20 protein-coding genes and 1 pseudogene are annotated in these 24,287 nt (G+C 44.7%); 10 read left to right on the top strand and 11 right to left on the bottom strand.

Going from position 1 to position 24,287, the window contains the following annotated elements; all coding sequences use genetic code 11:
* Positions 1-53 precede the first annotated feature (53 nt).
* The 3 genes from BGE37_RS02855 to torI all read left to right on the top strand — a co-directional run bounded on the left by BGE37_RS02855 (position 54) and on the right by torI (position 918).
* Complete coding sequence (locus BGE37_RS02855) at positions 54-221, top strand: hypothetical protein (protein ID WP_000545725.1); 168 nt, start codon at positions 54-56, stop codon at positions 219-221.
* 27 nt (positions 222-248) lie between these two features.
* Positions 249-593, top strand: coding sequence for a hypothetical protein (locus BGE37_RS02850; RefSeq protein WP_001281200.1), 345 nt, complete (start codon positions 249-251; stop codon positions 591-593).
* Between the two features lie 124 nt (positions 594-717).
* Positions 718-918, top strand: a complete 201-nt coding sequence (gene torI / locus BGE37_RS02845) for a response regulator inhibitor TorI (protein WP_001163428.1) — start codon at positions 718-720, stop codon at positions 916-918.
* A 523-nt stretch (positions 919-1,441) separates the two neighbouring features.
* Here torI and BGE37_RS02835 read toward each other — a convergent pair.
* Both BGE37_RS02835 and BGE37_RS02830 read right to left on the bottom strand, forming a co-directional pair.
* The gene (locus BGE37_RS02835) at positions 1,442-2,689 is read right to left on the bottom strand and encodes an oligosaccharide MFS transporter (RefSeq protein ID WP_001197033.1); all 1,248 of its coding nucleotides are present in this window, start codon (positions 2,687-2,689) and stop codon (positions 1,442-1,444) included.
* Positions 2,690-2,760: 71 nt separating this feature from the next.
* Positions 2,761-3,675, bottom strand: a complete 915-nt coding sequence (locus BGE37_RS02830; RefSeq protein ID WP_001274880.1) for an aminoimidazole riboside kinase — start codon at positions 3,673-3,675, stop codon at positions 2,761-2,763.
* 215 nt (positions 3,676-3,890) lie between these two features.
* On the opposite strand from BGE37_RS02830, the gene cscA reads away from it, so the two are divergent.
* Positions 3,891-5,324: a sucrose-6-phosphate hydrolase gene (cscA, locus tag BGE37_RS02825; protein WP_000194536.1), complete on the top strand. Its 1,434-nt coding sequence runs from the start codon at positions 3,891-3,893 to the stop codon at positions 5,322-5,324.
* Positions 5,325-5,331: 7 nt separating this feature from the next.
* On the opposite strand, the gene BGE37_RS02820 is transcribed toward cscA, so the two are convergent.
* Positions 5,332-6,327: a LacI family DNA-binding transcriptional regulator gene (locus tag BGE37_RS02820; RefSeq protein ID WP_032184766.1), complete on the bottom strand. Its 996-nt coding sequence runs from the start codon at positions 6,325-6,327 to the stop codon at positions 5,332-5,334.
* Positions 6,328-6,583: 256 nt separating this feature from the next.
* On the opposite strand from BGE37_RS02820, the pseudogene BGE37_RS02815 reads away from it, so the two are divergent.
* Together BGE37_RS02815 and dsdA are read left to right on the top strand one after the other, a co-directional pair.
* Positions 6,584-6,802 (top strand): annotated as a pseudogene (locus BGE37_RS02815) (GntT/GntP/DsdX family permease); the annotation flags it as partial.
* On the top strand, positions 6,784-8,112 hold the full coding sequence (dsdA, locus tag BGE37_RS02810; protein ID WP_105277560.1) for a D-serine ammonia-lyase: 1,329 nt from the start codon (positions 6,784-6,786) through the stop codon (positions 8,110-8,112). The pseudogene BGE37_RS02815 and the gene dsdA, both read left to right, overlap by 19 nt.
* A 128-nt stretch (positions 8,113-8,240) precedes the next feature.
* On the opposite strand, the gene emrY is transcribed toward dsdA, so the two are convergent.
* Together emrY and emrK are read right to left on the bottom strand one after the other, a co-directional pair.
* A complete protein-coding gene (gene emrY / locus BGE37_RS02805) occupies positions 8,241-9,779 on the bottom strand; it encodes a multidrug efflux MFS transporter permease subunit EmrY (RefSeq protein ID WP_039020914.1) in 1,539 nt (512 codons plus the stop codon).
* On the bottom strand, positions 9,779-10,942 hold the full coding sequence (emrK, locus tag BGE37_RS02800) for a multidrug efflux MFS transporter periplasmic adaptor subunit EmrK (RefSeq protein ID WP_105277561.1): 1,164 nt from the start codon (positions 10,940-10,942) through the stop codon (positions 9,779-9,781). The genes emrY and emrK overlap by 1 nt, the downstream gene beginning before the upstream one ends.
* Positions 10,943-11,357: 415 nt before the next feature.
* On the opposite strand from emrK, the gene evgA reads away from it, so the two are divergent.
* On the top strand, positions 11,358-11,972 hold the full coding sequence (gene evgA / locus BGE37_RS02795) for an acid-sensing system DNA-binding response regulator EvgA (protein ID WP_000991370.1): 615 nt from the start codon (positions 11,358-11,360) through the stop codon (positions 11,970-11,972).
* 4 nt (positions 11,973-11,976) lie between these two features.
* Positions 11,977-15,570, top strand: a complete 3,594-nt coding sequence (gene evgS, locus BGE37_RS02790) for an acid-sensing system histidine kinase EvgS (protein ID WP_105277562.1) — start codon at positions 11,977-11,979, stop codon at positions 15,568-15,570.
* A 55-nt stretch (positions 15,571-15,625) separates the two neighbouring features.
* On the opposite strand, the gene yfdE is transcribed toward evgS, so the two are convergent.
* The 5 genes from yfdE to BGE37_RS02765 all read right to left on the bottom strand — a co-directional run bounded on the left by yfdE (position 15,626) and on the right by BGE37_RS02765 (position 22,002).
* A complete protein-coding gene (yfdE, locus tag BGE37_RS02785; RefSeq protein WP_105277563.1) occupies positions 15,626-16,771 on the bottom strand; it encodes a CoA:oxalate CoA-transferase in 1,146 nt (381 codons plus the stop codon).
* 73 nt (positions 16,772-16,844) lie between these two features.
* Positions 16,845-17,789 carry a transporter YfdV gene (gene yfdV, locus BGE37_RS02780; protein ID WP_000955028.1) on the bottom strand — a complete coding sequence of 315 codons (945 nt, stop codon included), beginning with the start codon at positions 17,787-17,789 and terminating at the stop codon, positions 16,845-16,847.
* 68 nt (positions 17,790-17,857) lie between these two features.
* The gene (gene oxc / locus BGE37_RS02775; protein WP_039020916.1) at positions 17,858-19,552 is read right to left on the bottom strand and encodes an oxalyl-CoA decarboxylase; all 1,695 of its coding nucleotides are present in this window, start codon (positions 19,550-19,552) and stop codon (positions 17,858-17,860) included.
* 53 nt (positions 19,553-19,605) lie between these two features.
* Complete coding sequence (gene frc, locus BGE37_RS02770) at positions 19,606-20,856, bottom strand: formyl-CoA transferase (protein WP_000106772.1); 1,251 nt, start codon at positions 20,854-20,856, stop codon at positions 19,606-19,608.
* A gap of 513 nt (positions 20,857-21,369) precedes the next feature.
* Positions 21,370-22,002: a YfdX family protein gene (locus BGE37_RS02765; RefSeq protein WP_000825610.1), complete on the bottom strand. Its 633-nt coding sequence runs from the start codon at positions 22,000-22,002 to the stop codon at positions 21,370-21,372.
* Positions 22,003-22,297: 295 nt separating this feature from the next.
* On the opposite strand from BGE37_RS02765, the gene ypdI reads away from it, so the two are divergent.
* Positions 22,298-22,573 (top strand): colanic acid biosynthesis lipoprotein YpdI, encoded by a 276-nt coding sequence (gene ypdI / locus BGE37_RS02760; protein ID WP_000867670.1) that lies wholly within the window; start codon positions 22,298-22,300, stop codon positions 22,571-22,573.
* Positions 22,574-22,649: 76 nt separating this feature from the next.
* On the opposite strand, the gene BGE37_RS02755 is transcribed toward ypdI, so the two are convergent.
* Positions 22,650-22,892, bottom strand: coding sequence for a YfdY family protein (locus BGE37_RS02755; protein ID WP_000639883.1), 243 nt, complete (start codon positions 22,890-22,892; stop codon positions 22,650-22,652).
* Positions 22,893-23,244: 352 nt separating this feature from the next.
* Between BGE37_RS02755 and lpxP the strand changes: the two genes are divergently transcribed.
* On the top strand, positions 23,245-24,165 hold the full coding sequence (lpxP, locus tag BGE37_RS02745; RefSeq protein WP_000484014.1) for a kdo(2)-lipid IV(A) palmitoleoyltransferase: 921 nt from the start codon (positions 23,245-23,247) through the stop codon (positions 24,163-24,165).
* Positions 24,166-24,287 lie beyond the last annotated feature (122 nt).

Raw genomic sequence — 24,287 nt, 5'->3', positions numbered from 1 at the left:
GATTTCTTTTATCTGAACTCGCTACGGCGAGTTTTGTTTTATGGAGATGATAAATGCACTTCCGAGTCACAGGAGAATGGAATGGAGAGCCATTCAACAGGGTTATCGAAGCAGAGAACATCAACGACTGCTATGACCACTGGATAATATGGGCGCAGATAGCACATGCAGACATAACCAATATTCGAATTGAAGAACTGAAAGAACACCAAGCCGCCTGATGGCGGTTTTTTTATTGGAGACAAGAAATGTCAGATTTGGCTATGAAGGTTTTGAAATGGCAATCGACTGGCGATGTTGGCATCAGTAGCGCAACTCTTGCCTCAATCGCATGTGGACTGAAAAAGAATATCTATGGTCATAGCTTCGGTGCTCCACATGACGCAGCCGATTTCCGACGATGCGTTGCGCTTGTCGAGCAGATTCCAGAAATCAGGGATTCATTCGACAAGGTTGCAAAGCGCGTTCCGGCATTCAAAGGCATCCTCAACGAATGGGATTCTCTCGTTGCTCTGTTGAAGTCTGAAATGAAGATACACGGAAACAAAGCACCAGAGACTTACAGAAGAATTAGCGAGTTACGCAAGGACTAACCACAGCCTCACACTCGATGAGGCCCGTTCATTTCTCAAGATATCCAGACCTACCATTGCCGCATCAATGCGGTTTTTTATTGCCTGATTTGCAGGTTCGATTCCCTATTCGGAGATAGCACTCATGCAACACGAACTACAACCTGATTCACTGGTTGATTTGAAATTCATCATGGCCGATACTGGCTTCGGTAAAACCTTCATCTATGACCGGATTAAGTCCGGCGACCTGCCAAAAGCCAAAGTTATCCACGGGCGAGCAAGATGGTTATATCGTGACCATTGTGAATTCAAAAATAAGCTCTTAAGCCGCGCCAATGGGTAAAATAGCGGGTAAAATATTTCTCACATCTAAAAAACACCATTCCAATCAATCCCCTGCCGCCTCAAGTAGATGTCTGCAGGGGACACCATTTATCCTTCCAACGAAATCTACCTTCCCCGCGTAAAAGTTGGGTTTGGCAGCACACTTGCCCTAAATCTACTCATTTTCCCTGCAACAGGTTGAAATCTCAGCACTGTGCGGCGATGACTAAACAGCCCCGGGCCTGGCAATGTAATCATCACACAGAATCCTGATCGCGAAATCTGGCTTGACTCGATACTTCACTCCGCAATGCATTCCTTGATGGATTAGCAGGCCCGTGATACACGGGACAGGTCGCTGAATTACGACAATTTCCTGGAAATCAGCGAACCGCGTATCCTGAGTACATTTGAGCGACTGTTCCAGAACATGAATGAGGCGTTTGGATTAGGCGATTATTAGCCGCGCTAAGCATTTTGGTATTATTATTTTCCGGTTGAGGGATATAGAGCTATCGACAACAACCGGAAAGAGTTTACGTCTATATTGCAGAAGGTACAGGCGTTTCCATCACCATTTGCTCACGTTTTTTACTCAGGAAGAAAATGCCAAATAACAACATCAGGCAGACAATACCCGAAATTACGAAGAAAACCGTCTGGTAACCTGCATGGTCAAAAAGTATTCCAGTCGGCGTTGAAAGCAACACAATCCCCAACGAACTGGCAATTTGAAAACCAATCAGAAAGATCGTCGACGACAGGCGTTTATCAAAGTTTGCCACGCTGTATTTGAAGACGGAAATGACACACAGTGGAACCTCAATGGCATGTAACAGCTTCACTAATGAAATAATCCAGGGATTAACGAACAGTGCGCAGGAAAGAATACGCAACGCCATAATCACAACACCGATAAGTAATGCATTTTTTGGCCCTACCCGATTAACAAAGAAAGGAATAATGGCCATGCACAGCGCTTCGAGTACAACCTGGAATGAGTTGAGATAACCATACAGGCGCGTTCCTACATCGTGTGATTCGAATAAACCTGCATAAAAAACAGGAAAGAGCTGTTGATCAAAAATGTTATAGAAAGACCACGTCCCCACAATAAATATGACGAAAATCCAGAAGTTTCGATCCTTGAAAACTGCAATAAAATCCTCTTTTTTTACCCCTCCCGCATCTGCCGCTACGCACTGCTGATCCTGATATTTAAAACGCATGTTGATCATCATAAATACAGCGCCAAATAGCGAAACCAACCAGAAGTTGATATGGGGACTGATACTGAAAAATATGCCAGCAAAGAACGCGCCAATCGCATAGCCAAAAGATCCCCAGGCGCGCGCTGTTCCATATTCGAAATGAAAATTTCGTGCCATTTTTTCGGTGAAGCTATCAAGCAGACCGCAGCCCGCCAGATACCCCAAGCCAAAAAAGAGCGCCCCCAAAATTAGACCTACAGAAAAATTGCTTTGCAGTAACGGTTCATAAACGTAAATCATAAACGGTCCGGTCAAGACCAGGATGAAACTCATACACCAGATAAGCGGTTTCTTCAGACCGAGTTTATCCTGGACGATGCCGTAGACCATCATAAATAGAATGCTGGTAAACTGGTTGACCGAATAAAGTGTACCTAATTCCGTCCCAGTCAACCCTAGATGTCCTTTCAGCCAAATAGCGTATAACGACCACCACAGCGACCAGGAAATAAAAAAGAGAAATGAGTAACTGGATGCAAAACGATAGTACACATTTCTGAATGGTATATTCAGTGCCATAATTACCTGCCTGTCGTTAAAATATTCACGTCCTATTCAGAGACAAGAACGGCCTCGCCGTTTATTTCTCACTATTCCAGATCTTGTCGACATGGCAGCGCTGTCATTGCCCCTTTCGCCGTTACTGCAAGCGCTCCGCAACGTTGAGCGAGATCGATAATTCGTCGCATTTCTCTCTCATCGGTCTCTAATCCCGTAGAGGAAAGACCTGTGAGTAACCCGGCAACGAACGCATCTCCCGCCCCCGTGCTATCGACACAATTCACAGACATTCCAGCAAAATGGTGAACTTGTCCTCGATAACAGACCACCACCCCTTCTGCACCTTTAGTCACCAACAGCATGGCGATCTCATACTCTTTTGCCAGAGCACATATATCCCGATCGTTCTGTGTTTTTCCGCTGATAAGTCGCCATTCTTCTTCCGAGAGCTTGACGACATCCGCCAGTTGTAGCGCCTGTCGCAAACACAAGCGGAGCAAATGCTCGTCTTGCCACAGATCTTCACGAATATTGGGATCGAAGCTGACAAAACCTCCGGCATGCCGGATCGCCGTCATCGCAGTAAATGCGCTGGTACGCGAAGGTTCAGCAGACAACGCAATAGAACAGAGATGTAACCATTCGCCATGTCGCCAGAAGGGCAAGTCAGTCGTCTCTAAAAAAAGATCGGCACTAGGGCGGACCATAAACGTAAATGAACGTTCCCCCTGATCGTTCAGATCGACAAGCACCGTGGATGTTCGGTGCCATTCATCCTGCTTCAGATACGTGATATCGACTCCCTCCGTTAGCAGCGTTCTTTGCATTAACGCGCCAAAAGGATCATCACCCACCCGGCCTATAAACCCACTTATTCCGCCTAATCTGGCGATTCCCACCGCAACGTTAGCTGGCGCGCCGCCAGGACAAGGCAGTAGGCGCCCGTCTGATTCAGGCAAGAGATCGACAACCGCATCCCCTAAAACCCATACTTTGGCTGACATTTTTTTCCCTCAAATTCATCTGACTTAGGCATAGTGATAAACCTCTTTTTCGCAAAATCGTCATGGATTTACTAAAACATGCACATTCGATCACAAAACGTCATAGTTAACGTTAACATTTGTGATATTAATCACATTTATAAAGATAAGGGGCTTTATTTTTATAAAAGTTAACGTTAACAATTCACCAAATTTGCTTAACCAGGATGATTAAAATGACGCAATCTCGATTGCATGCGGCGCAAAACGCACTAGCAAAACTTCACGAGCGCCGGGGGAATACTTTTTATCCCCATTTTCACCTCGCGCCTCCAGCCGGGTGGATGAACGATCCAAACGGCCTGATCTGGTTTAACAATCGTTATCACGCGTTTTATCAGCATCACCCGATGAGCGAACACTGGGGGCCAATGCACTGGGGACATGCCACCAGCGACGATATGATCCACTGGCAGCACGAGCCTATTGCGCTAGCGCCAGGAGACGAGAATGACAAAGACGGGTGTTTTTCAGGTAGTGCTGTTGATGACAATGGTGTCCTCTCACTTATCTACACCGGCCACGTCTGGCTCGATGGTGCAGGTAATGACGATGCAATTCGTGAAGTACAATGTCTGGCTACCAGCCGGGATGGTATTCATTTCGAGAAACAAGGTGTGATCCTCACTCCACCAGAAGGAATCATGCACTTCCGCGATCCTAAAGTGTGGCGTGAAGCCGACACCTGGTGGATGGTAGTCGGGGCGAAAGACCCAGGCAACACGGGACAGATCCTGCTTTATCGCGGCAGTTCATTGCGTGAATGGACTTTCGATCGCGTACTGGCCCACGCTGATGCGGGTGAAAGCTATATGTGGGAATGTCCGGACTTTTTCAGCCTTGGCGATCAACATTATCTGATGTTTTCCCCGCAGGGAATGAATGCCGAGGGATACAATTATCGAAATCGCTTTCAAAGTGGTGTAATACCCGGAATATGGTCGCCAGGACGACTTTTTGCACAATCCGGGCATTTTACTGAACTTGATAATGGGCATGACTTTTATGCACCACAAAGCTTTTTAGCGAAGGATGGTCGGCGTATTGTTATCGGCTGGATGGATATGTGGGAATCGCCAATGCCCTCAAAACGTGAAGGCTGGGCAGGCTGCATGACGCTGGCGCGCGAGCTATCAGAGAGCAATGGCAAACTCCTACAACGCCCGGTACACGAAGCTGAGTCGTTACGCCAGCAGCATCAATCAATCTCTCCCCACACAATCAGCAACAAATATGTTTTGCAGGAAAACGCGCAAGCGGTTGAGATTCAGTTGCACTGGGCTCTGAAGAACAGCGATGCCGAACATTACGGATTACAGCTCGGCACGGGAATGCGGCTGTATATTGATAACCAATCTGAGCGACTTGTTTTGTGGCGGTATTACCCACACGAGAATTTAGATGGTTACCGTAGTATTCCCCTCCCGCAGCGTGACACGCTCGCCCTAAGGATATTTATCGATACATCATCCGTGGAAGTATTTATTAACGACGGGGAAGCTGTGATGAGTAGCCGAATCTATCCGCAGCCAGAAGAACGGGAACTGTCGCTCTATGCCGCCCACGGAGTGGCCGTGCTGCAACATGGAGCACTCTGGCAACTGGGGTAACATAATATCAGGTGGAACAACGGATCAACAGCGGGCAAGGGATCTGCGTTACCCTTCCCCCTTCACGACCTTCAATAATATGCAATGCAGCTTCCCGCCCGATAATGTCATGTGGAAGCTGAATTGTGGTCAGCGGCGGTAAAAACAGATGCCCGACGCCAACCAGATTATCAAAGCCCATTACGGCGACATCCTGCGGGATACGTACCCCCTTCGCCAGAAGAACCTGATAAGCAACAAAGGCTGCGCGATCGTTACCACAAATCAGAACATCAAAATCTGGTTTTCCAGACTGGAAGTGGGCATTGAGTATACTTGCGAGATCGGTGTAGTGATCATCACCTATGGCCATGTGAAATTGTTTCACCTCAGCCAGATCTCGTCCAGCATCACGCCAGGCCTGCTCAAATCCCTGCCGACGATACCCTGTTGCCAATGCACCTTCCGGTAGCCAGAAGCATAACGGTTGACGATAGCCCGCCGCGAGCAAATGCTGTGTTGCTTCATATTGGGCAGTGTAATCATCAGGGATATAACTGGGTAACGCTGGGTCATCCGCCACACAGTTCGCCAATACAATATTTTCACCATGCAGAGACTCAGGCAGCGTGATATGCCTCAGTCCCATTGTAGTATAGATAATGCCATCCGGACGGAGGGCAAGCAGCTGACGTGCCGCGCGGGCAGCGTCATCTTCAGAAAAAATATTGATTAAAAAACTATTCCAGCCAAACTCGCTGGCGGTTTGTTCAATGGCAAGCAGAATATCAACAGAGAAAGGAGTGGTAGCAGTATCCTGCGCCAGCACGGCGAGAGTCGACGGCTTACGTCCCTGAGCGCGCATCTTACGAGCGGAAAGATCAGGAACATAATTCAGGGTTTGGATTGCCTGCAATACGCGGTCACGCGTTGCAGGACGCACAGATTCTGCATTATGCATCACCCGGGAGACAGTCATCATCGACACTCCCGCCAGGCGTGCGACATCCTTTAATGAAGCCATACCCAAGCCGTTTGCCGTAAAACGGGCACTGTAGCAGAAACAGACGTCACTGGCGAGATCCAGCGATATTCTCAACGTCCTATCACCCGACACGACAATACAGTAAAAAATAACAAGAATTCCCGGACAATTGTAACCAATTCCGCCTCTGTTCTCGCCAACGAGTCACCATGCAGACAAGTAGGTAAATCATGCCGACTGGCATCACCCACCCGGAGAAAAAATATAAATATGGATCATTGTGCTGTGGCTGTAACCAGACATCAGCCCGGAAATTATTGCGATTGGCTGCACGTTCGTTACGGACTCGCTTTTCTGGCTGGTGAAGCAATATTGCGGCGCTGCGCTCAATGAAACATTTAAATACTATACGACAGCGACATTTATCGCTTCAGTCGTCGCTCTGGCGGGCACATTCCTGCTGTCATTTATCATCGAAGCGCAAAGAGACATATTATGGAAAACGCTAAAATGAACTCGCTCATCGCCCAGTATCCGTTGGTAAAGGATCTGGTTGCTCTTAAAGAAACCACCTGGTTTAATCCTGGCACGACTCTATTGGCTGAAGGTTTACCTTATGTTGGCCTGACCGAACAGGATGTTCAGGACGCCCATGCGCGCTTATCTCGTTTTGCCCCTTATCTGGCAAAAGCATTTTCTGAAACTGCTGCCACTGGAGGGATTATTGAATCAGAACTGGTTGCGATTCCGGCTATGCAAAAACGGCTGGAAAAGGAATATCAGCAACCGATCAGCGGGCAACTGTTACTGAAAAAAGATAGCCATTTGCCTATTTCCGGCTCCATAAAAGCACGCGGCGGGATTTATGAAGTCCTGGCACATGCAGAAAAACTGGCTCTGGAAGCAGGGTTGCTGACGCTTGAAGATGACTACAGCAAACTGCTTTCTCCGGAGTTTAAGCAGTTCTTTAGCCAATACAGCATTGCTGTGGGCTCAACCGGAAATCTGGGGTTATCAATCGGTATTATGAGCGCCCGCATTGGCTTTAAGGTGACAGTACATATGTCTGCTGATGCCCGGGCATGGAAAAAAGCGAAACTGCGCAGCCATGGCGTTACGGTCGTGGAATATGAGCAAGATTATGGTGTTGCCGTCGAGGAAGGACGTAAAGCAGCGCAGTCTGACCCGAACTGTTTCTTTATTGATGACGAGAATTCCCGCACGTTGTTCCTTGGGTATTCCGTCGCAGGCCAGCGTCTTAAAGCGCAATTTGCCGAGCAAGGTCGTATTGTCGATGCTGATAACCCTCTGTTTGTCTATCTGCCGTGTGGCGTTGGCGGTGGTCCTGGTGGCGTCGCATTCGGGCTTAAACTGGCGTTTGGCGATCATGTTCACTGCTTTTTTGCCGAACCCACGCACTCCCCTTGTATGCTGTTAGGCGTCCATACTGGATTACACGATCAGATTTCTGTTCAGGATATTGGTATCGACAACCTTACCGCCGCGGATGGCCTTGCAGTTGGTCGCGCATCAGGCTTTGTCGGGCGGGCAATGGAGCGTCTACTGGATGGCTTCTATACCCTTAGCGATCAAACCATGTATGACATGCTTGGCTGGCTGGCGCAGGAAGAAGACATTCGTCTTGAGCCTTCAGCACTGGCGGGTATGGCCGGGCCTCAGCGCGTGTGCGCATCAGTAATTTACCAACAGATGCAAGGTTTCAGCACAGAACAACTGCGTAATGCCACTCATCTGGTGTGGGCGACAGGAGGTGGAATGGTGCCGGAAGAAGAGATGAAGCAATATCTGGCTAAAGTCCGTTAATAACGTTTCACCGCAGCATCGCCATCCTTTCCCTGGGTGAGCGATGCTGCCTGATAATATCCATATAAAATGATGGTACAGGTTCAAAATTCCGCGGACTTACCTGCTCTAGCCTCCTCTTTTTACCATCACCCAACGCCTTTCGCTGTAAACGGCGGTCTCGCGAACCAAACTAAAACTGTAAGTAAGATAAAAGCAATAGCCGCCATACGGAAAATCTCATTTGCAGAAATAGAAAGTGACTGCTGGGTTATTTCATTATTAATTTCATTAAGAACCCCTGAAAGCGAACCATAGTATTTATCCATAATTTGTGATGATGAATTAAACACGGGGTTAAATTGATCGATGGTTGCTGTCAACTGACTATGGTGTAACGATTCGCGTCGTCCCCACAACGTCATTGTCAACGACGTACCAACTGATCCTGACAGGGTACGAAAAAAATTACTCATACTCGAGGCATTGGCAAATTTATTATCTGGCAACCCTGAAAACGAAATCGTTGTTAAGGGTAAAAAGAAACAGGCAACGGCGAATCCCTGGAAAAACTGTGGCAAAATGATGCCTGTGAAATCAATCGTTGGCATAAATGTCACAGAACGCCAGTAATAGCAAACCGCATACATCAAAAAACTAAATGTAACCAATGCACGCATATCAATTTTGTTGCCATAACGTCCTATTAAAGGCGATATTAATAGTGGCATTATGCCGATTGGCGCATAGGCAAGCCCGGCCCATATCGCATTATACCCCATAGTTTCCTGCAGCAACTGCGGCATAAGTACAATCGCCCCAGAGTAAAATAAATATGCGCATGTGATACACACAATACCAATGGTGAAATTACGCGACTTGAATAAACTGAGGTCAAGAATTGGGTTCTCTGAGGTCGACTCCCAAATTACTAAAGAGATCAGAGAAATAATTGACACTATTGTTAATATTATGATTGTACTCGAGTTAAACCAATCCAGATCGCGCCCTTTATCAAGCATAATTTGCAAGCCACCAACACCGAGCACTAACAGGGTCAACCCTGGTAAATTCATTTTGACCGGTGAAGTTTCAGTTTCTCTTCCTTTAAGTAAAGTTAAACATAATGTCAGGACGATAATCCCCATAGGGACATTGATTAAAAATATCCATCCCCAACTAAAGTTATCACAAATATAGCCACCCAATATCGGCCCACAAATCGGAGCGATAATTACGGTCATTGACCATAACGCCAAAGCAAATGTTCTTTTTTCTGGCGGATAATTCCTTAATAATAAACTCTGTGACAATGGAATTAACGGCCCCGCCATTAATCCCTGGACGACTCTAAAAAATATAAGAACATCAAGATTAGTCGAAAGACTACACATTAATGAAGACAGCGAAAAGAAGGTTACTGATAGTAAAAATAACCTTAATTCGCCTATTCTTTGTGCCAGCCTGCCGGTAACAGGGATCGCAATGGCATTTGCTACGCCAAACGATGTGATAACCCATGTGCCTTCGTCAGTTGATGCTCCGAGAAAGCCAGATATTGTGGGTATTGCGACGTTAGAAATAGTGGAGTCCAACATTTGCATAAACGTCGCTAATGACAATGCAATAGTGACGCACCATAACGTCCCACCGGTTAATGGTGCCGGAGTTGATTTAGTGATTGCCATTAAAGTTGTCCATTATGAGAAATAATGTTGTTAATCTCTTTTTCTATCGGACTGGTATCGATAACTAAGGCCTTACTGGTGTAAGCAGGCATGGACGTCACGGATGAAGCCAGATCAGGCATATCGGCAATGTCTTCGTTCTTGGTATCAATGGTTGCAGTCATCGATAAACCAATGCGCAAGGGATGTTCCATGAGTTCTTTTGGATCCAGAGACACCTCAACCGGTACACGCTGAACGATTTTGATCCAGTTCCCTGTCGCATTTTGTGCAGGTAATAAGGAGAACGCATTGCCGGTTCCCATATTGATCCCTGTCACCCGACCATGAAACACAACATTTTCACCATAAAGATCGCTGATTATATTAACCGATTGACCAATCCGTACATCCGTGAGTTGTGTTTCTTTAAAGTTGGCATTAACCCACATTTGACGTGCCGGTACGACAGCCATTAACGATTGTCCAGGACTCACTGTTTCGCCAACCTGCACACTTCGCTGGGCAATATAACCAGTAACCGGACTCTTAATATCCGTACGCTTAAGCGCTAACCAGGCTTCTTTGGTTGCATCCGCAGCTTCAACAACTTGTGGCTGGCGATTTAATGGTGTGTTCATTACTAAGGCTTTGTTCGCTTTATAAGCCTGAATAGCTGCATTCAATGCCGCTTTGCTACTTATTAACGTATCTTTGGTGTGCTCCAGCGTTTCTTTTGAAATAACCCCCTGCTTTGCTAGCGGCACACGACGATTATAATCTTCTAAAGATTGTTGATACTGGATACGTGCTGAAGCGACTTCGGCACTGTATTGTTTATCCTGTAAGTATAGTTTATTCGTTTGTCGCACAATATTTGCCAGATTATTTTTAGCTTTATTGAGTGCAATCGTAGCATCAGTTTTATCCAGTGAAACTAAAATGTCACCCTGTCGAACAAAGTTCGTATCTTTATGATTAACGACAGTGACACTGCCTGAGACTTGTGCAGAAATTGGATCAGCATTCCCCGTAACATAGGCGTCATCTGTACTAATCATGTCTTCTAATTCCAGTGACCAATAGGCATAGGCTCCTGAAAACGCAATAAATAAAACCACTGCTAATAAAGCAAAATATTTTCTTCTGTCAGAATGTTTTTTATTTGAATTAATCTGTTCCACTATTATCTCTCATTTCGCATAGATGAAATTTATGAATTGAATGAAAAGAGTATTCATTCTTCATATCAAACACAGTGCATGTGTTACACATTATCCCAGGAACGTTGGAGGCCTAATTTAAAGGAGTTGCAGAAGATACAACAGAGGACTAAACCGTGACTTTTGCAATACAATTCTTACGCCTGTAGGATTAATAAGAAGCCTTATAGTACTCATTTGAAACTATAAGTTAGCGGTATTATCCCTGATTTTATTGTTGACATTTCATTTATGCCGACTATTTATATGGTATACTTTTTGAATTATCTTAAAGGAAGCTCAAATTTTCTTATTTTGATTGAGAAAATGAGATGATGCCTTATGTCTGTATTACTACAGGGAGAAGGGAGATGCTTCATTGCAAAGGGAATAATCTATGAACGCAATAATTATTGATGACCATCCTCTTGCTATCGCAGCAATCCGTAATTTATTGATCAAAAACGATATTGAAATCTTAGCGGAGTTGACTGAAGGGGGAAGTGCCGTTCAGCGGGTGGAAACACTTAAACCTGATATCGTCATCATTGATGTCGATATCCCCGGAGTTAACGGTATCCAGGTGTTAGAAACGCTGAGGAAGCGCCAATATAGCGGAATTATTATTATCGTCTCCGCTAAAAATGACCATTTTTACGGGAAACATTGTGCTGATGCAGGCGCTAATGGATTCGTGAGTAAAAAAGAAGGCATGAACAATATCATTGCGGCTATTGAAGCTGCAAAAAATGGCTACTGCTATTTCCCTTTCTCTCTCAACCGGTTTGTTGGAAGTTTAACGTCCGACCAGCAAAAACTCGACTCCTTATCGAAACAAGAAATTAGTGTCATGAGGTATATTCTTGATGGCAAGGACAATAATGACATTGCGGAAAAAATGTTCATCAGCAACAAAACTGTCAGCACGTATAAAAGTCGCCTGATGGAAAAATTAGAATGTAAATCACTGATGGATCTTTACACATTCGCGCAACGTAACAAAATCGGCTAATCACATGAAGTTTTTACCCTATTTTTTTCTTCTCTGTTGTGGTCTTTGGTCGACCATAAGTTTCGCAGACGAAGATTACATCGAATATCGTGGCATCAGTAGTAACAACCGTGTCACGCTTGATCCACTACGTCTGAGCAACAAGGAATTACGTTGGTTAGCGAGCAAAAAAAATCTTGTGATTGCAGTACACAAGTCCCAAACGGCTACGTTGTTGCATACCGATTCGCAGCAACGGGTTCGTGGTATTAATGCGGATTATTTAAATCTTTTAAAAAGAGCGTTAAATATCAAATTAACACTCCGGGAATACGCAGATCATCAAAAAGCAATGGACGCGCTTGCAGAAGGTGAAGTCGATATAGTGTTATCACATTTAGTTACTTCTCCGCCTCTTAATAATGACATTGCTGCAACCAAACCATTGATAATTACCTTTCCGGCGCTGGTAACCACCCTTCACGACTCAATGCGACCGCTTACCTCACCAAAACCAGTAAATATTGCTCGGGTAGCAAATTACCCCCCAGACGAGGTAATTCATCAATCATTTCCAAAAGCAACAATTATCTCTTTTACAAATTTATATCAGGCATTAGCATCCGTTTCTACCGGACATAATGATTACTTTATTGGTAGTAACATCATTACCAGCAGTATGATTTCCCGCTATTTCACTCACTCCTTAAATGTAGTGAAATATTATAACTCGCCGCGTCAATATAATTTTTTCTTGACCAGAAAAGAATCCGTCATTCTTAATGAAGTACTCAATCGGTTTGTTGATGCTTTAACAAATGAAGTTCGCTATGAAGTATCACAAAATTGGCTTGATACAGGAAACCTGGCCTTTCTGAACAAACCATTAGAACTCACTGAACATGAAAAACAGTGGATTAAGCAACATCCCGATTTAAAGGTGCTGGAAAATCCTTACTCCCCTCCCTATTCTATGACTGATGAAAATGGCTCGGTTCGGGGCGTTATGGGGGATATTCTTAATATTATTACCTTGCAAACAGGTTTAAATTTTTCTCCGATCACCGTTTCACACAATATCCATGCCGGAACACAGCTTAATCCCGGTGGATGGGATATATTACCTGGTGCTATTTATAGTGAAGATCGAGAAAATAATGTTTTATTTGCTGAAGCCTTCATAACAACGCCTTACGTTTTCGTCATGCAAAAAGCGCCTGATAGTGAACAAACTTTAAAAAAAGGAATGAAAGTTGCCATTCCATATTATTATGAGCTTCATTCGCAATTGAAAGAGATGTATCCGGAGGTTGAGTGGATACAAGTCGATAATGCTAGCGCTGCATTTCACAAGGTTAAGGAAGGTGAACTTGATGCCCTGGTCGCGACACAGCTAAATTCGCGTTACATGATCGACCATTACTATCCTAATGAGCTTTATCATTTTCTTATTCCCGGCGTTGAGAATGCATCGCTTTCGTTCGCTTTTCCTCGCGGAGAACCAGAACTTAAGGATATTATTAATAAAGCATTGAATGCAATTCCCCCAAGCGAAGTTCTGCGCCTGACGGAAAAATGGATCAAAATGCCCAATGTGACCATTGACACATGGGACCTCTATAGTGAGCAATTTTACATTGTTACGACTTTATCCGTTTTATTAGTTGGCAGTAGCCTTTTATGGGGATTCTACCTGTTACGCTCAGTTCGTCGTCGTAAGGTAATTCAGGGTGATTTAGAAAACCAAATATCATTCCGGAAAGCACTCTCGGATTCCTTACCGAATCCAACTTATGTTGTAAACTGGCAAGGTAATGTCATTAGTCACAATAGTGCATTTGAACATTATTTCACTGCTGATTACTACAAAAATGCAATGTTACCATTAGAAAACAGTGACTCCCCCTTTAAAGATGTTTTTTCTAATGTGCATGAAGTCACAGCAGAAACGAAAGAAAACAGAACAATATATAGCCAAGTTTTTGAAATTAATAATGGTACTGAAAAAAGATGCATTAATCATTGGCATACATTATGTAATTTACCTGCAAGTGACAATGCAGTATATATTTGTGGTTGGCAAGATATTACCGAGACGCGTGATTTAATTCATGCACTCGAAGTAGAAAGAAATAAAGCGATCAATGCAACTGTCGCAAAAAGCCAGTTCCTGGCAACAATGAGTCACGAAATAAGAACACCAATAAGCTCCATTATGGGCTTCCTGGAACTTCTGTCGGGTTCAGGTCTTAGCAAGGAGCAACGTGTGGAGGCGATTTCACTTGCTTACGCCACCGGACAGTCGCTCCTCGGCTTAATTGGTGAAATCCTTGATGTCGACAAAATTGAGTCGGGTAACTATCAACTTCAACCACAATGGGTCGATATCCCTACTTTAGTCCAAAACACTTGTCATTCTTTCGGTGCGATTGCTGCAAGCAAATCCATCGCATTAAATTGCAGCAGCACGCTTCCTGAACGCTACCTGGTTAAAATCGACCCTCAAGCATTTAAGCAGGTGCTGTCTAATTTACTGAGTAATGCCCTTAAATTTACCACCGAGGGGGCAGTAAAAATTACGACTTCCCTGGTTCATATTGATGACAACCACGCTGTTATCAAAATGACCATTATGGACACCGGAAGCGGATTATCGCAGGAAGAACAACAACAACTGTTTAAACGCTATAGCCAAACAACAGCAGGTCGTCAGCAAACAGGTTCTGGTTTAGGCTTAATGATCTGCAAAGAATTAATTAAAAACATGCAGGGCGATTTGTCATTAGAAAGTCATCCAGGCATAGGAACGACATTTACGATCACAATCCCGGTAGAAATTACCCAACAAGTGGCGACTGTCGAGGCAAAAGCAGAACAACCTATGACACTCCCTGAAAAGTTGAGCATATTAATCGCGGATGATCATCCGACCAACAGGCTATTACTCAAACGCCAGCTAAACCTATTAGGATATGATGTTGATGAAGCAACTGATGGTGTGCAAGCGCTACACAAAGTCAGTATGCAACATTATGATCTGCTTATTACTGACGTTAATATGCCGAATATGGATGGTTTTGAGTTGACTCGCAAACTCCGTGAGCAAAATTCTTCCTTACCCATCTGGGGGCTTACAGCCAACGCACAGGCTAACGAACGTGAAAAAGGGTTAAATTGCGGCATGAACTTATGTTTGTTCAAACCGTTAACCCTGGATGTACTGAAAACACATTTAAGTCAGTTACACCAGGTTGCGCATATTGCACCTCAGTATCGCCACCTTGATATCGAGGCCCTGAAAAATAATACGGCGAACGATCTACAACTGATGCAGGAGATTCTCATGACTTTCCAGCATGAAACGCATAAAGATCTACCCGCTGCGTTTCATGCGTTAGAAGCTGGCGATAACAGAACTTTCCATCAGTGTATTCATCGCATCCACGGTGCGGCTAACATCCTGAATTTGCAAAAGTTGATTAATCTTAGCCACCAGTTAGAAATAACGCCCGTTTCAGATGACAGCAAGCCTGAAATTCTTAAGTTGCTGAACTCTGTTAAAGAACACATTGCAGAGTTAGACCAGGAGATTGCGGTTTTCTGTCAACAAAATGACTAAATAGCGGTTCCCACAATGTTCAAATGTGGGAGCTATTTACCAGCACATCTAACATTTACGATGAGAATTCCTGGCGAATTTGTTCCCCATGCTGGTCGAGCGTTGCCGCTCCCGGCATAACATGCGGGTCCGCACAGCCGCTGATTTTTATCGGATTACCCGGCATCATTATTCCGCCAGCTTCAATCAACATATTTCTCGCCTGAGTTTGTGGCAAATTAATGGCCTCAGCCACACTTAATAGCGGCGCTACAGGCACACCAACTTCATTTATTCTGGCTAACCAAACTTCAGCTGCCTGCGTTTTTAACGTCCGCTCAATATATTGTTTAAGAATAGCTTGATTTTGTACACGTAAAATATTGCTGTTAAATCGGAGATCATCAACAAGTTCCGTCAGATCCAGTGCCTGGCATAACGCAGAAAAAAGCTTGTCATTACCACAACAAATAGTAATTGGTTTATCCTGAGTATCGAACACATCAAAAGGAGCCATGTAGGGATGGCGATTTCCCAGGCGTTGTGGTGACTTCCCTGTCGCGATATATGCCATCAGTCCATGCTCCAGAAAACTCAGAGTGGCATCAAACATCGCGATATCGACATGCGCCCCTCGCTGGCTCTTTTCGCGGCCATAAAGCGCACTCACGATTCCACTGAATAAATAGACACCGCCACAGAGATCTGCAAGAGAGGTGCCAACACGCACTGGCGGAGCATCAGGATATCCCGTTTCCATCATTATTCCACTCATTGCCTGAATAATGGTATCGTAGGCCGGAGCATCTTTTAGCGGACCGGTATGTCCGAAACCTGACGATGAAGCATAGATGAGACGTGGGTTGATTTCTTGTAGCGTTTCCCACGAAAACCCCATTTTTTCCATTGTACCTGGGCGGAAATTCTCGGCTAATACATCAGCTTGTTTAAGCATATTTATAAATATACTTTTATCGTGGTCATTCTTTAAATCAAGAACCACACTCTCTTTGCCATGATTAATAAAACTGTAATAGAGTGACTGTCCATCCACATAGGGACCAAATGTGCGGGTATCATCACCATGACCTGGCGGCTCAACTTTAATTACCCTTGCGCCCATATTACAAAGAAGTTGAGTTCCGAAAGGCCCATTAAGGACATGAGTCATATCAATAACTAATAACCCTTCAAATGGGCCTTTGCTTTCAGTATTTGTCATTTGCTTATGCCTTGAAAAAAAGCCGAAGGTGAAAAGACTCTTCGGCATTTATGAAAATTAATAACATGATTAATTATGAAACCAGTCGACTGACATAAATCCACAAGGGAGCCGTGACGACAAAACCCAGCACGCTAACAGCCAATGACGCTGTACCAGTGCGGGTGTAGACATTAAACCGGCTGGCAATAATGATTCCGGAGAATGCCGGCGGTAATGCGCCTGCCAGTACCATCATCTGCAGATGTTCGCTGTTCAAATGACATGCCATACCAACGAGAAGCAGTGCCAGTGGCATCAGAATCAGCTTCAGGAAGGTGTTATAAGCAATTTCAGCACTGAACTCGAATTTATGTGCAGCCAGAGTCAACCCCGCAGCGAATACCGCTACCCCTGAGTTAGCCTTCGCAATCAGATTAAAGGTTGGGTCCCATGCTGCCGGAATTTTTACCCCAACCAACACCAGGATCGTTGCCAGAACAGGTGCCCATACGACTGGCTCCTTTGCCGCAGAGATTAACGCGCTCAGATTGCTATTCTTCTTACCATCCGCTCCTGAGGAGGGATTCAGCAAATACAGACCAATAGGAATAGTAATTGCGTTAACAATAATAGAAATAATTGCTACCACTAAACCTGTTGATACGGAATCACCATAAATAGGGTCGAGAACTGCAAACCCCAGGAATCCAATGGTAGGTGAACCTGCAATTAATGCACATACTGCTGCTTCTGCATGGGTACGTTTAAAAAATTTGTAGCAACCAAACCAGGAGAAAAAGAAACATCCGACAATAACCACAAGTGATACAAGGGTCAGGCGAGTGTCCGCAAAAATCATTTCCCTGTTTGCCCGGGTAATAGAAACAAATAGGGCCGCAGGAAGAGCGTAGTTTAATACCAGTTTATTAAATGCCCGGGCTTGATCTTCTGAAAAAGTTTCTCGTCTGCCGCTAAAATAACCCAACAGCATGATTACGATAATAGGCAATAAATCGCCAATAAAAAATGTTAGCATAATAGTATTTCCGATAAGGGTCCCCTCACCATCGATAATGAGTTGGCAAGAGGAGACGATGTCAGTATTTAATTACCAGCGACTTGTTTTGGGTTAAGTTTGGTAATATGGCCACTTTCAGTTCCTGCTGCTGGGTCGATGACCACATTAATAATGGTCGGTTTGCGCGACTGAATACCGGTGGTTAAAGCATGACGAAGTTCATCTGTCGTGGTGACGTTATATCCAACGCCACGAAATGCATCCATTAATTTGTCATACCTTGCATGGTGCAATAGATCTGTTGGTGATGGTGCACCAGCGCCACTGAGATCAACACCGTCTCCTCTGTAGATGCCGCCATTATTAAAAATAACGATTGTCACCGGCAGGTTATATCGACAAATCGTTTCAATCTCCATCCCACTGAAACCAAAAGCACTATCACCTTCAATGGCGACAACCGGAGAACCAGAGGTCACGCTAGCACCGATGGCATAGCCCATACCGATGCCCATGACACCCCAGGTGCCACAATCCAGACGACGACGTGGTTTATACATATCAATAATATTTCGTGCATTATCCAGAGTATTTGCCCCTTCATTAACTAAATAAATATCCTGGTTCTCGCGCAATACATCGCGCACCGCACTCAATGCATTAAAGTAATTTAATGGTTGGGTATCTGTACTTAACTTTTCATGCATTTTTTGCGCATTTTGCTGCTTGTGGATATTTAAAATATCGCGCCACACCAGTGGAGTCGTAAATGTGTTTTGTTTCAGTTCTGCCAGCATACCGTGCATACTGGATGCAATATCGCCAACGACTGGCACAGCAATGGGGCGGTTGCTGTCAATTTCCTGCGGTTCTATATCCAGTTGAATAAACTGTGTATCTGCCGCCCATCCTTTTTTACCGTGCGCCAGTAACCAATTCAGTCGCGCCCCAACAAGCATGACAACATCAGCATTTGCCAGCGCAAACGAACGCGCAGCCGCCGCAGAAAGTGGATGCGTATCTTCCAGGATCCCTTTCGCCATAGACATTGGCAGGAATGGAATCTGGGTACTTTCAATAAACTCACGAAGCTGCTCATCAGCTTGTGAATACGCCGCGCCTTTACCAAGGATAATTAATGGCCGTTCTGCTTTTGCTAACAGCGAAATTGCACTAGTGACTGACTTCGGGCATGGCAATAACGCTGGCGATGGGTTTTCAACTTTAACAATAGTGGCTAATGCCTCGTCTTTTTCCATCGTCGCAGCCAGGACATTTGCTGGCAAATCAAGATAAACACCGCCAGGGCGACCCGAAACGGAGACCCGGATAGCGCGTGCCAACGCAATGCCAAGATCCTGCGGCTGGTTAACGCGGAATGCCGCTTTGGCATAGGGTTTTGCCGCATTCATTTGGTCCAGCTCTTCATAATCACCTTGCTGGAGATCAACGATCGCGCGATCGCTGGAGCCGCTGATCATGATCATCGGAAAACCATTTACTGTTGCGTTGGCCAATGCGGTCAAACCATTGAGGAATCCTGGCGCAGAAACGGTCAGGCAGATCCCTGGCTTTTGGGTAAGAAAACCGCTTGCCGCAGCCGCATAGCCTGCAGATTGCTCATGACGAAAACCAATATAACGAATGCCTTCCGCCTGGGCATGGCGCGCCATATCCGTCACAGGAATACCTACAACACCATAAATAGTGTCAATATTATTCTGTTTTAATGCTTCAACGATGATATGCATACCATCTGTCATTTGAAGTTGATCTGACATGATTAATAACCTCGAAATTTTTATAAATTGGGAGCCAGAAGCCCCCGTTAATATCAGATGGCGTGGTTTTGCTTCATTGCAGCAATTTCATCGTCGCTATAACCCAGCTCCTGCAATACAGCAGCGGTATGTTCACCTAATAGCGGCGCAGCTTTAATATCCGGCGTAAAGGCAGAGAATTTCATTGGACAACCAACTGTCAGATATTTTCCACGCAACGGTTGCTCCACTTCGACAACACTGCCACTTTGGCGCAAAGAGGGATCAAGTGAAATTTCTTTCATACTTAAAACCGGTGCACAAGGAATATCAAACTGAGTCAAATAGGCCACCGCTTCATGTTTATCAATAGTGACAGTGTATTTTTCGATTTCAGCAAAAATATCGAAAATATGTGGCTGTCGGGCATGAGCTGTACTGTATGCCGGATCGGTAATCCATTCTGGTTTGCCGATAGCTTTACAGGTGTTTTCCCAGTTTTGCTCCTGAATAGTGAAATAAATATAGGCGTTAGGATCGGTTTCCCAGCCTTTACATTTCAGGATCCAGCCAGGCTGACCGCCACCACCCGCATTACCACCGCGTGGTACTGCGTCGCCAAATGTGCCATTCGGATACTGCGGGTATTCTTCCAGATAACCCAGCTTATCGAGGCGCTGCTGGTCACGTAATTTCACGCGGCAAAGGTTCAACACGGCATCCTGCATTGACATGGTAACTCGTTGCCCACGCCCCGTTTTTTCGCGATGCAGCAAAGCAGCAAGTAAACCGATCAGCAAATGCATTCCGGTGTTGCTGTCACCCAACGCTGCAGCGCTTACCAGCGGCGGGCCGTCCCAAAAACCCGTAGTGGATGCCGCGCCACCCGCTGCCTGAGCAACGTTTTCATAGGCTTTTACATTCACATAAGGCGAACACTCATCAAACCCTTTGATCGAACCAAAAATCAAACGTGGATTGATTTCCTGAATATGCTCCCAGGTGAAGCCCATGTGATCAATGGCCCCTGGATGAAAGTTCTCGACTAAGATATCAGCTTCGCGGATCAGCTTTTCCATTACCTCTTTGCCTTCCGCTGTTTTGGTATTTAATTCAATAGAACGTTTGTTGCTGTTAAGCATGGTGAAGTAAAGTGCATCGATATCAGGAATATCTCGCAGCTGGCGACGCGTTACGTCACCAACGCCGGGACGTTCAATTTTAATGACGTCAGCGCCAAACCACGCCAGCATCTGAGTACAAGATGGGCCAGATTGCACACCGGTGAAATCGAGAACTTTAATTCCTTGAAGTGGAGTTGACATAGCAATACCTATTAGTTAATTAAATATATGTTAATTTAGCGTTTATTTAAGGCATAACGCCCTCTATAAATAATCCGCAAAATATCGTCGTAGCTGCACTCGATATTTTTAAATTCCTGTATCAAGTGCTGAAAATCATTTCATCGCCACTTCCAATTCCTTTTTGCATGGTAAGTAGTGAGGACGAAAAGAAGAATATGATAAATATTGGTTTGCGGTAATCAGAGAGAGCCGCGACATTTGTGATGTTATTCTTACAACTGTAAGAAGCGATTGTGATTTACAGTTAGGGAAATGATTACGATTTTTAAATCGTACCATAAAACATAACATAAACAATGATTTCGTGATGACACGGGATTATTGATGTTTACTTTGAGGAATAGAAAATGCGTGTTTATAGAACCGCGAGCGCCAAATAATTTTATGACCACAATCGGTCGTATTGTGGTCATAAAAAATTGTCGCCTGGAGGGAGTAAAATCTTTTACTTCAATATGCTGCCTGTCAGCATTAGTTCACAAACAGTGCTTCGCTATCGACGATGATTCCATCTTCCGCACCTTTAAGCGCCAGGTTTGCCTCGTAGTATTGCTTTTTATCAAGCAGTTTCTGCGCATCAGCAAGTGCATTACGAGTCTGTTTAAGCGGCATCAGATATTGGTTTTCCATTACGCCAACACCGGCCAGGCGAAGCTCTTCCATTGCGCCCTTTTTATCTCCTTTCGCCATTTTTTCATTCGCAATTTTTATCGCTGCTTCTTTTTCTGGTGTCGCTACATAACTCTCAGAAATTCCGACAGATGCATTAATGACAATATATTGGTCATCATTGATATTGGTCTTTTTACCTGGTTTAGCGAACTTTGCCCATTCAGTACTGTCATCTGACAGCAAAGCGGAAGCTTCATTGGTCAGTTCTTTTGCCTTTTCCGGATCGCCATGAAACAGAGCCAGGCGCGCTACCTGCACGTCACGCATCGCATATAAACCCTGTTCAGAGATACGCTCTGCTGCTACAGTTTTCTGGGTTTGCTGAACTTGCTGAGTTTGCTGTTGTGCTGCTACCGGTGCATTATCAGCAGCCCATACAGTTGATGATGCCAAAATCGCTGTGACCATCGTAGCCATAATTAAACGTTTCATACTTACCTCATTCTTTAACAGTTTTAGAAAACGCCGCCATCATATTGGGTGAGCATGAAATGAGAAATCAGAGAGCAACGGTCATTTTGAAAGGGTTATCTTACAGTTGTAGTTATTATCGCAAGAAGTATTTTAGTCTTACAATTGTAGGAATATGCTTCCTGTCGCAGAGAACTATTCTTATATACCACAAAGAGATGTCATTTATTATATCGATGTAAATACTGATTAATTAAATGTAAATACAGCCATAACATCGTAGGTTCTCAGTGAGCCATTCTCAGGATAACTTTCTATGAAAGTAAACTTAATGCTTTTTAGCTTATTTTTATTGGTCTCTATTATGGCATGCAATGTTTTTGCATTTTCCATTTCTGGTGGTGGAAGTGAGACGAGCTATAAAGAGACAGAAAAAACATCAGTGATGACGACAACTCATTCTACAAAACTTCAACCATCACAGGCGATTTTGTTTAAGATGAGAGAAGATGCGCCACCATTAAATCTCACAGAAGACATCACGCCCCCTTTTCCGACAAAGGCGAATTATCTTATTCATCCTGTGCGATAGCGTCTGTCACATGGCAGGTGAACAATCATATCTGTTGATGATGTGAGCACCTGCCCAAATGATCCATCCTGAACTACTACCGCCTGCCATACCCCACCATAAAGCGAATCATCAAGCCACAAGCCGGGGCAAGAAACATAAATATCCCCGTCACTAGTTCATTACCGCCAGTTAACCACATGGTGAAGTAGTAAATGAGTGCAGCGAGGATCACCATGCCGAAGAAAGAAGAGACCGCCGAGACCACGTTCAGTACCTGACCGATGTATCCGCTTACGCAGACAATGCACAGGGCGAGAAACATCCATAAATAAATCATAGCTCAACCTCCTGCCGCGCTAAAAAACCTGTAACTTCAGTCACTTTAATAGTAAGACAATCCTTAACCTCTGGCAATTTTTGCTAAGCATCAATGAAAACAGCATGTTAAATGCAACACTGTTGCGTACGGAAAAATATTTACTTTGCACGATTAATAATCAGTAGCTGAAAGCAGTCAGCGAGTGATAAAGTACAGATACCGCATTCATGCTCCTCGTGGTTATGTCCTGACTAGTCTTTACACTCTTTACAGGAACCATTGTCGTACATGATGGCCCAATCAATTGAGTGTACCGCTGTCGACATGGAATCTTCTGCGATACAACAATTCGTATCTACAGAAGGTAACTATGTTTCCAAAATGCAAATTTTCCCGCGAGTTTCTACATCCTCGCTACTGGCTCACATGGTTTGGGCTTGGTGTACTCTGGCTTTGGGTACAGCTTCCTTACCCTGTTCTCTGTTTTCTCGGCACGCGTATCGGCACGATGGCGCGACCATTCCTGAAACGTCGTGAATCTATCGCCCGTAAGAACCTGGAACTTTGTTTCCCACAGCATTCTGCTGAAGAGCGCGAGAAGATGATTGCCGAAAACTTTCGTTCACTCGGCATGGCGCTGGTAGAAACCGGCATGGCATGGTTCTGGCCCGACAGTCGCGTACGTAAATGGTTTGATGTTGAAGGGCTGGATAACCTCAAACGCGCACAACTGCAAAATCGTGGCGTGATGGTTGTCGGCGTCCATTTTATGTCGCTGGAATTAGGCGGCCGCGTGATGGGACTATGTCAGCCAATGATGGCCACCTATCGTCCGCATAATAATCAGCTGATGGAATGGGTGCAGACCCGTGGTCGCATGCGCTCTAACAAAGCGATGATCGGCAGAAATAATCTGCGCGGTATTGTCGGTGCGCTGAAGAAAGGTGAAGCCGTATGGTTTGCTCCCGATCAGGATTATGGTCGTAAAGGTAGCTCCTTCGCACCGTTCTTTGCGGTAGAAAATGTTGCCACAACCAATGGCACCTATGTCCTCTCTCGTCTCTCTGGCGCAGCCATGTTGACCGTAACGATGGTCAGAAAAACGGATTACAGCGGATATCGGTTGTTCATCACCCCTGAAATGGAAGGCTACCCGGCAGATGAAAATCAAGCCGCTGCCTATATGAACAAGATTATCGAGAAAGAGATTATGCGCGCACCTGAGCAATACCTCTGGATCCACCGTCGCTTTAAAACGCGCCCGGTGGGTGAATCGTCGTTATACATTTAACAAACTGCTCTTACTCTTTCCCTCCTCAAATCAGCCATAATAACCTCATGGTTTTTATGGCTTTTTTCTTAAGGTTTTTTCCTTCGCTGAATCTCTAATTATTACCGTCAGAAATTAAACTG

Source organism: Escherichia sp. MOD1-EC6300 (genome assembly GCF_002965045.1).
Lineage (GTDB): Bacteria > Pseudomonadota > Gammaproteobacteria > Enterobacterales > Enterobacteriaceae > Escherichia > Escherichia coli_F.
Note: the sequence above shows the minus strand (reverse complement) of the source record. Positions and strands in the feature narration are given on the sequence as shown.

Coding starts and splice junctions, on each gene's coding strand:
- BGE37_RS02855 (WP_000545725.1), top strand. CDS start 54: ATGCACTTCCGAGTCACAGGAGAATGGAATGGAGAGCCATTCAACAGG.
- BGE37_RS02850 (WP_001281200.1), top strand. CDS start 249: ATGTCAGATTTGGCTATGAAGGTTTTGAAATGGCAATCGACTGGCGAT.
- torI (WP_001163428.1), top strand. CDS start 718: ATGCAACACGAACTACAACCTGATTCACTGGTTGATTTGAAATTCATC.
- BGE37_RS02835 (WP_001197033.1), bottom strand. CDS start 2,689: ATGGCACTGAATATACCATTCAGAAATGTGTACTATCGTTTTGCATCC.
- BGE37_RS02830 (WP_001274880.1), bottom strand. CDS start 3,675: ATGTCAGCCAAAGTATGGGTTTTAGGGGATGCGGTTGTCGATCTCTTG.
- cscA (WP_000194536.1), top strand. CDS start 3,891: ATGACGCAATCTCGATTGCATGCGGCGCAAAACGCACTAGCAAAACTT.
- BGE37_RS02820 (WP_032184766.1), bottom strand. CDS start 6,327: ATGGCTTCATTAAAGGATGTCGCACGCCTGGCGGGAGTGTCGATGATG.
- dsdA (WP_105277560.1), top strand. CDS start 6,784: ATGGAAAACGCTAAAATGAACTCGCTCATCGCCCAGTATCCGTTGGTA.
- emrY (WP_039020914.1), bottom strand. CDS start 9,779: ATGGCAATCACTAAATCAACTCCGGCACCATTAACCGGTGGGACGTTA.
- evgA (WP_000991370.1), top strand. CDS start 11,358: ATGAACGCAATAATTATTGATGACCATCCTCTTGCTATCGCAGCAATC.
- evgS (WP_105277562.1), top strand. CDS start 11,977: ATGAAGTTTTTACCCTATTTTTTTCTTCTCTGTTGTGGTCTTTGGTCG.
- yfdE (WP_105277563.1), bottom strand. CDS start 16,771: ATGACAAATACTGAAAGCAAAGGCCCATTTGAAGGGTTATTAGTTATT.
- yfdV (WP_000955028.1), bottom strand. CDS start 17,789: ATGCTAACATTTTTTATTGGCGATTTATTGCCTATTATCGTAATCATG.
- oxc (WP_039020916.1), bottom strand. CDS start 19,552: ATGTCAGATCAACTTCAAATGACAGATGGTATGCATATCATCGTTGAA.
- frc (WP_000106772.1), bottom strand. CDS start 20,856: ATGTCAACTCCACTTCAAGGAATTAAAGTTCTCGATTTCACCGGTGTG.
- BGE37_RS02765 (WP_000825610.1), bottom strand. CDS start 22,002: ATGAAACGTTTAATTATGGCTACGATGGTCACAGCGATTTTGGCATCA.
- ypdI (WP_000867670.1), top strand. CDS start 22,298: ATGAAAGTAAACTTAATGCTTTTTAGCTTATTTTTATTGGTCTCTATT.
- BGE37_RS02755 (WP_000639883.1), bottom strand. CDS start 22,892: ATGATTTATTTATGGATGTTTCTCGCCCTGTGCATTGTCTGCGTAAGC.
- lpxP (WP_000484014.1), top strand. CDS start 23,245: ATGTTTCCAAAATGCAAATTTTCCCGCGAGTTTCTACATCCTCGCTAC.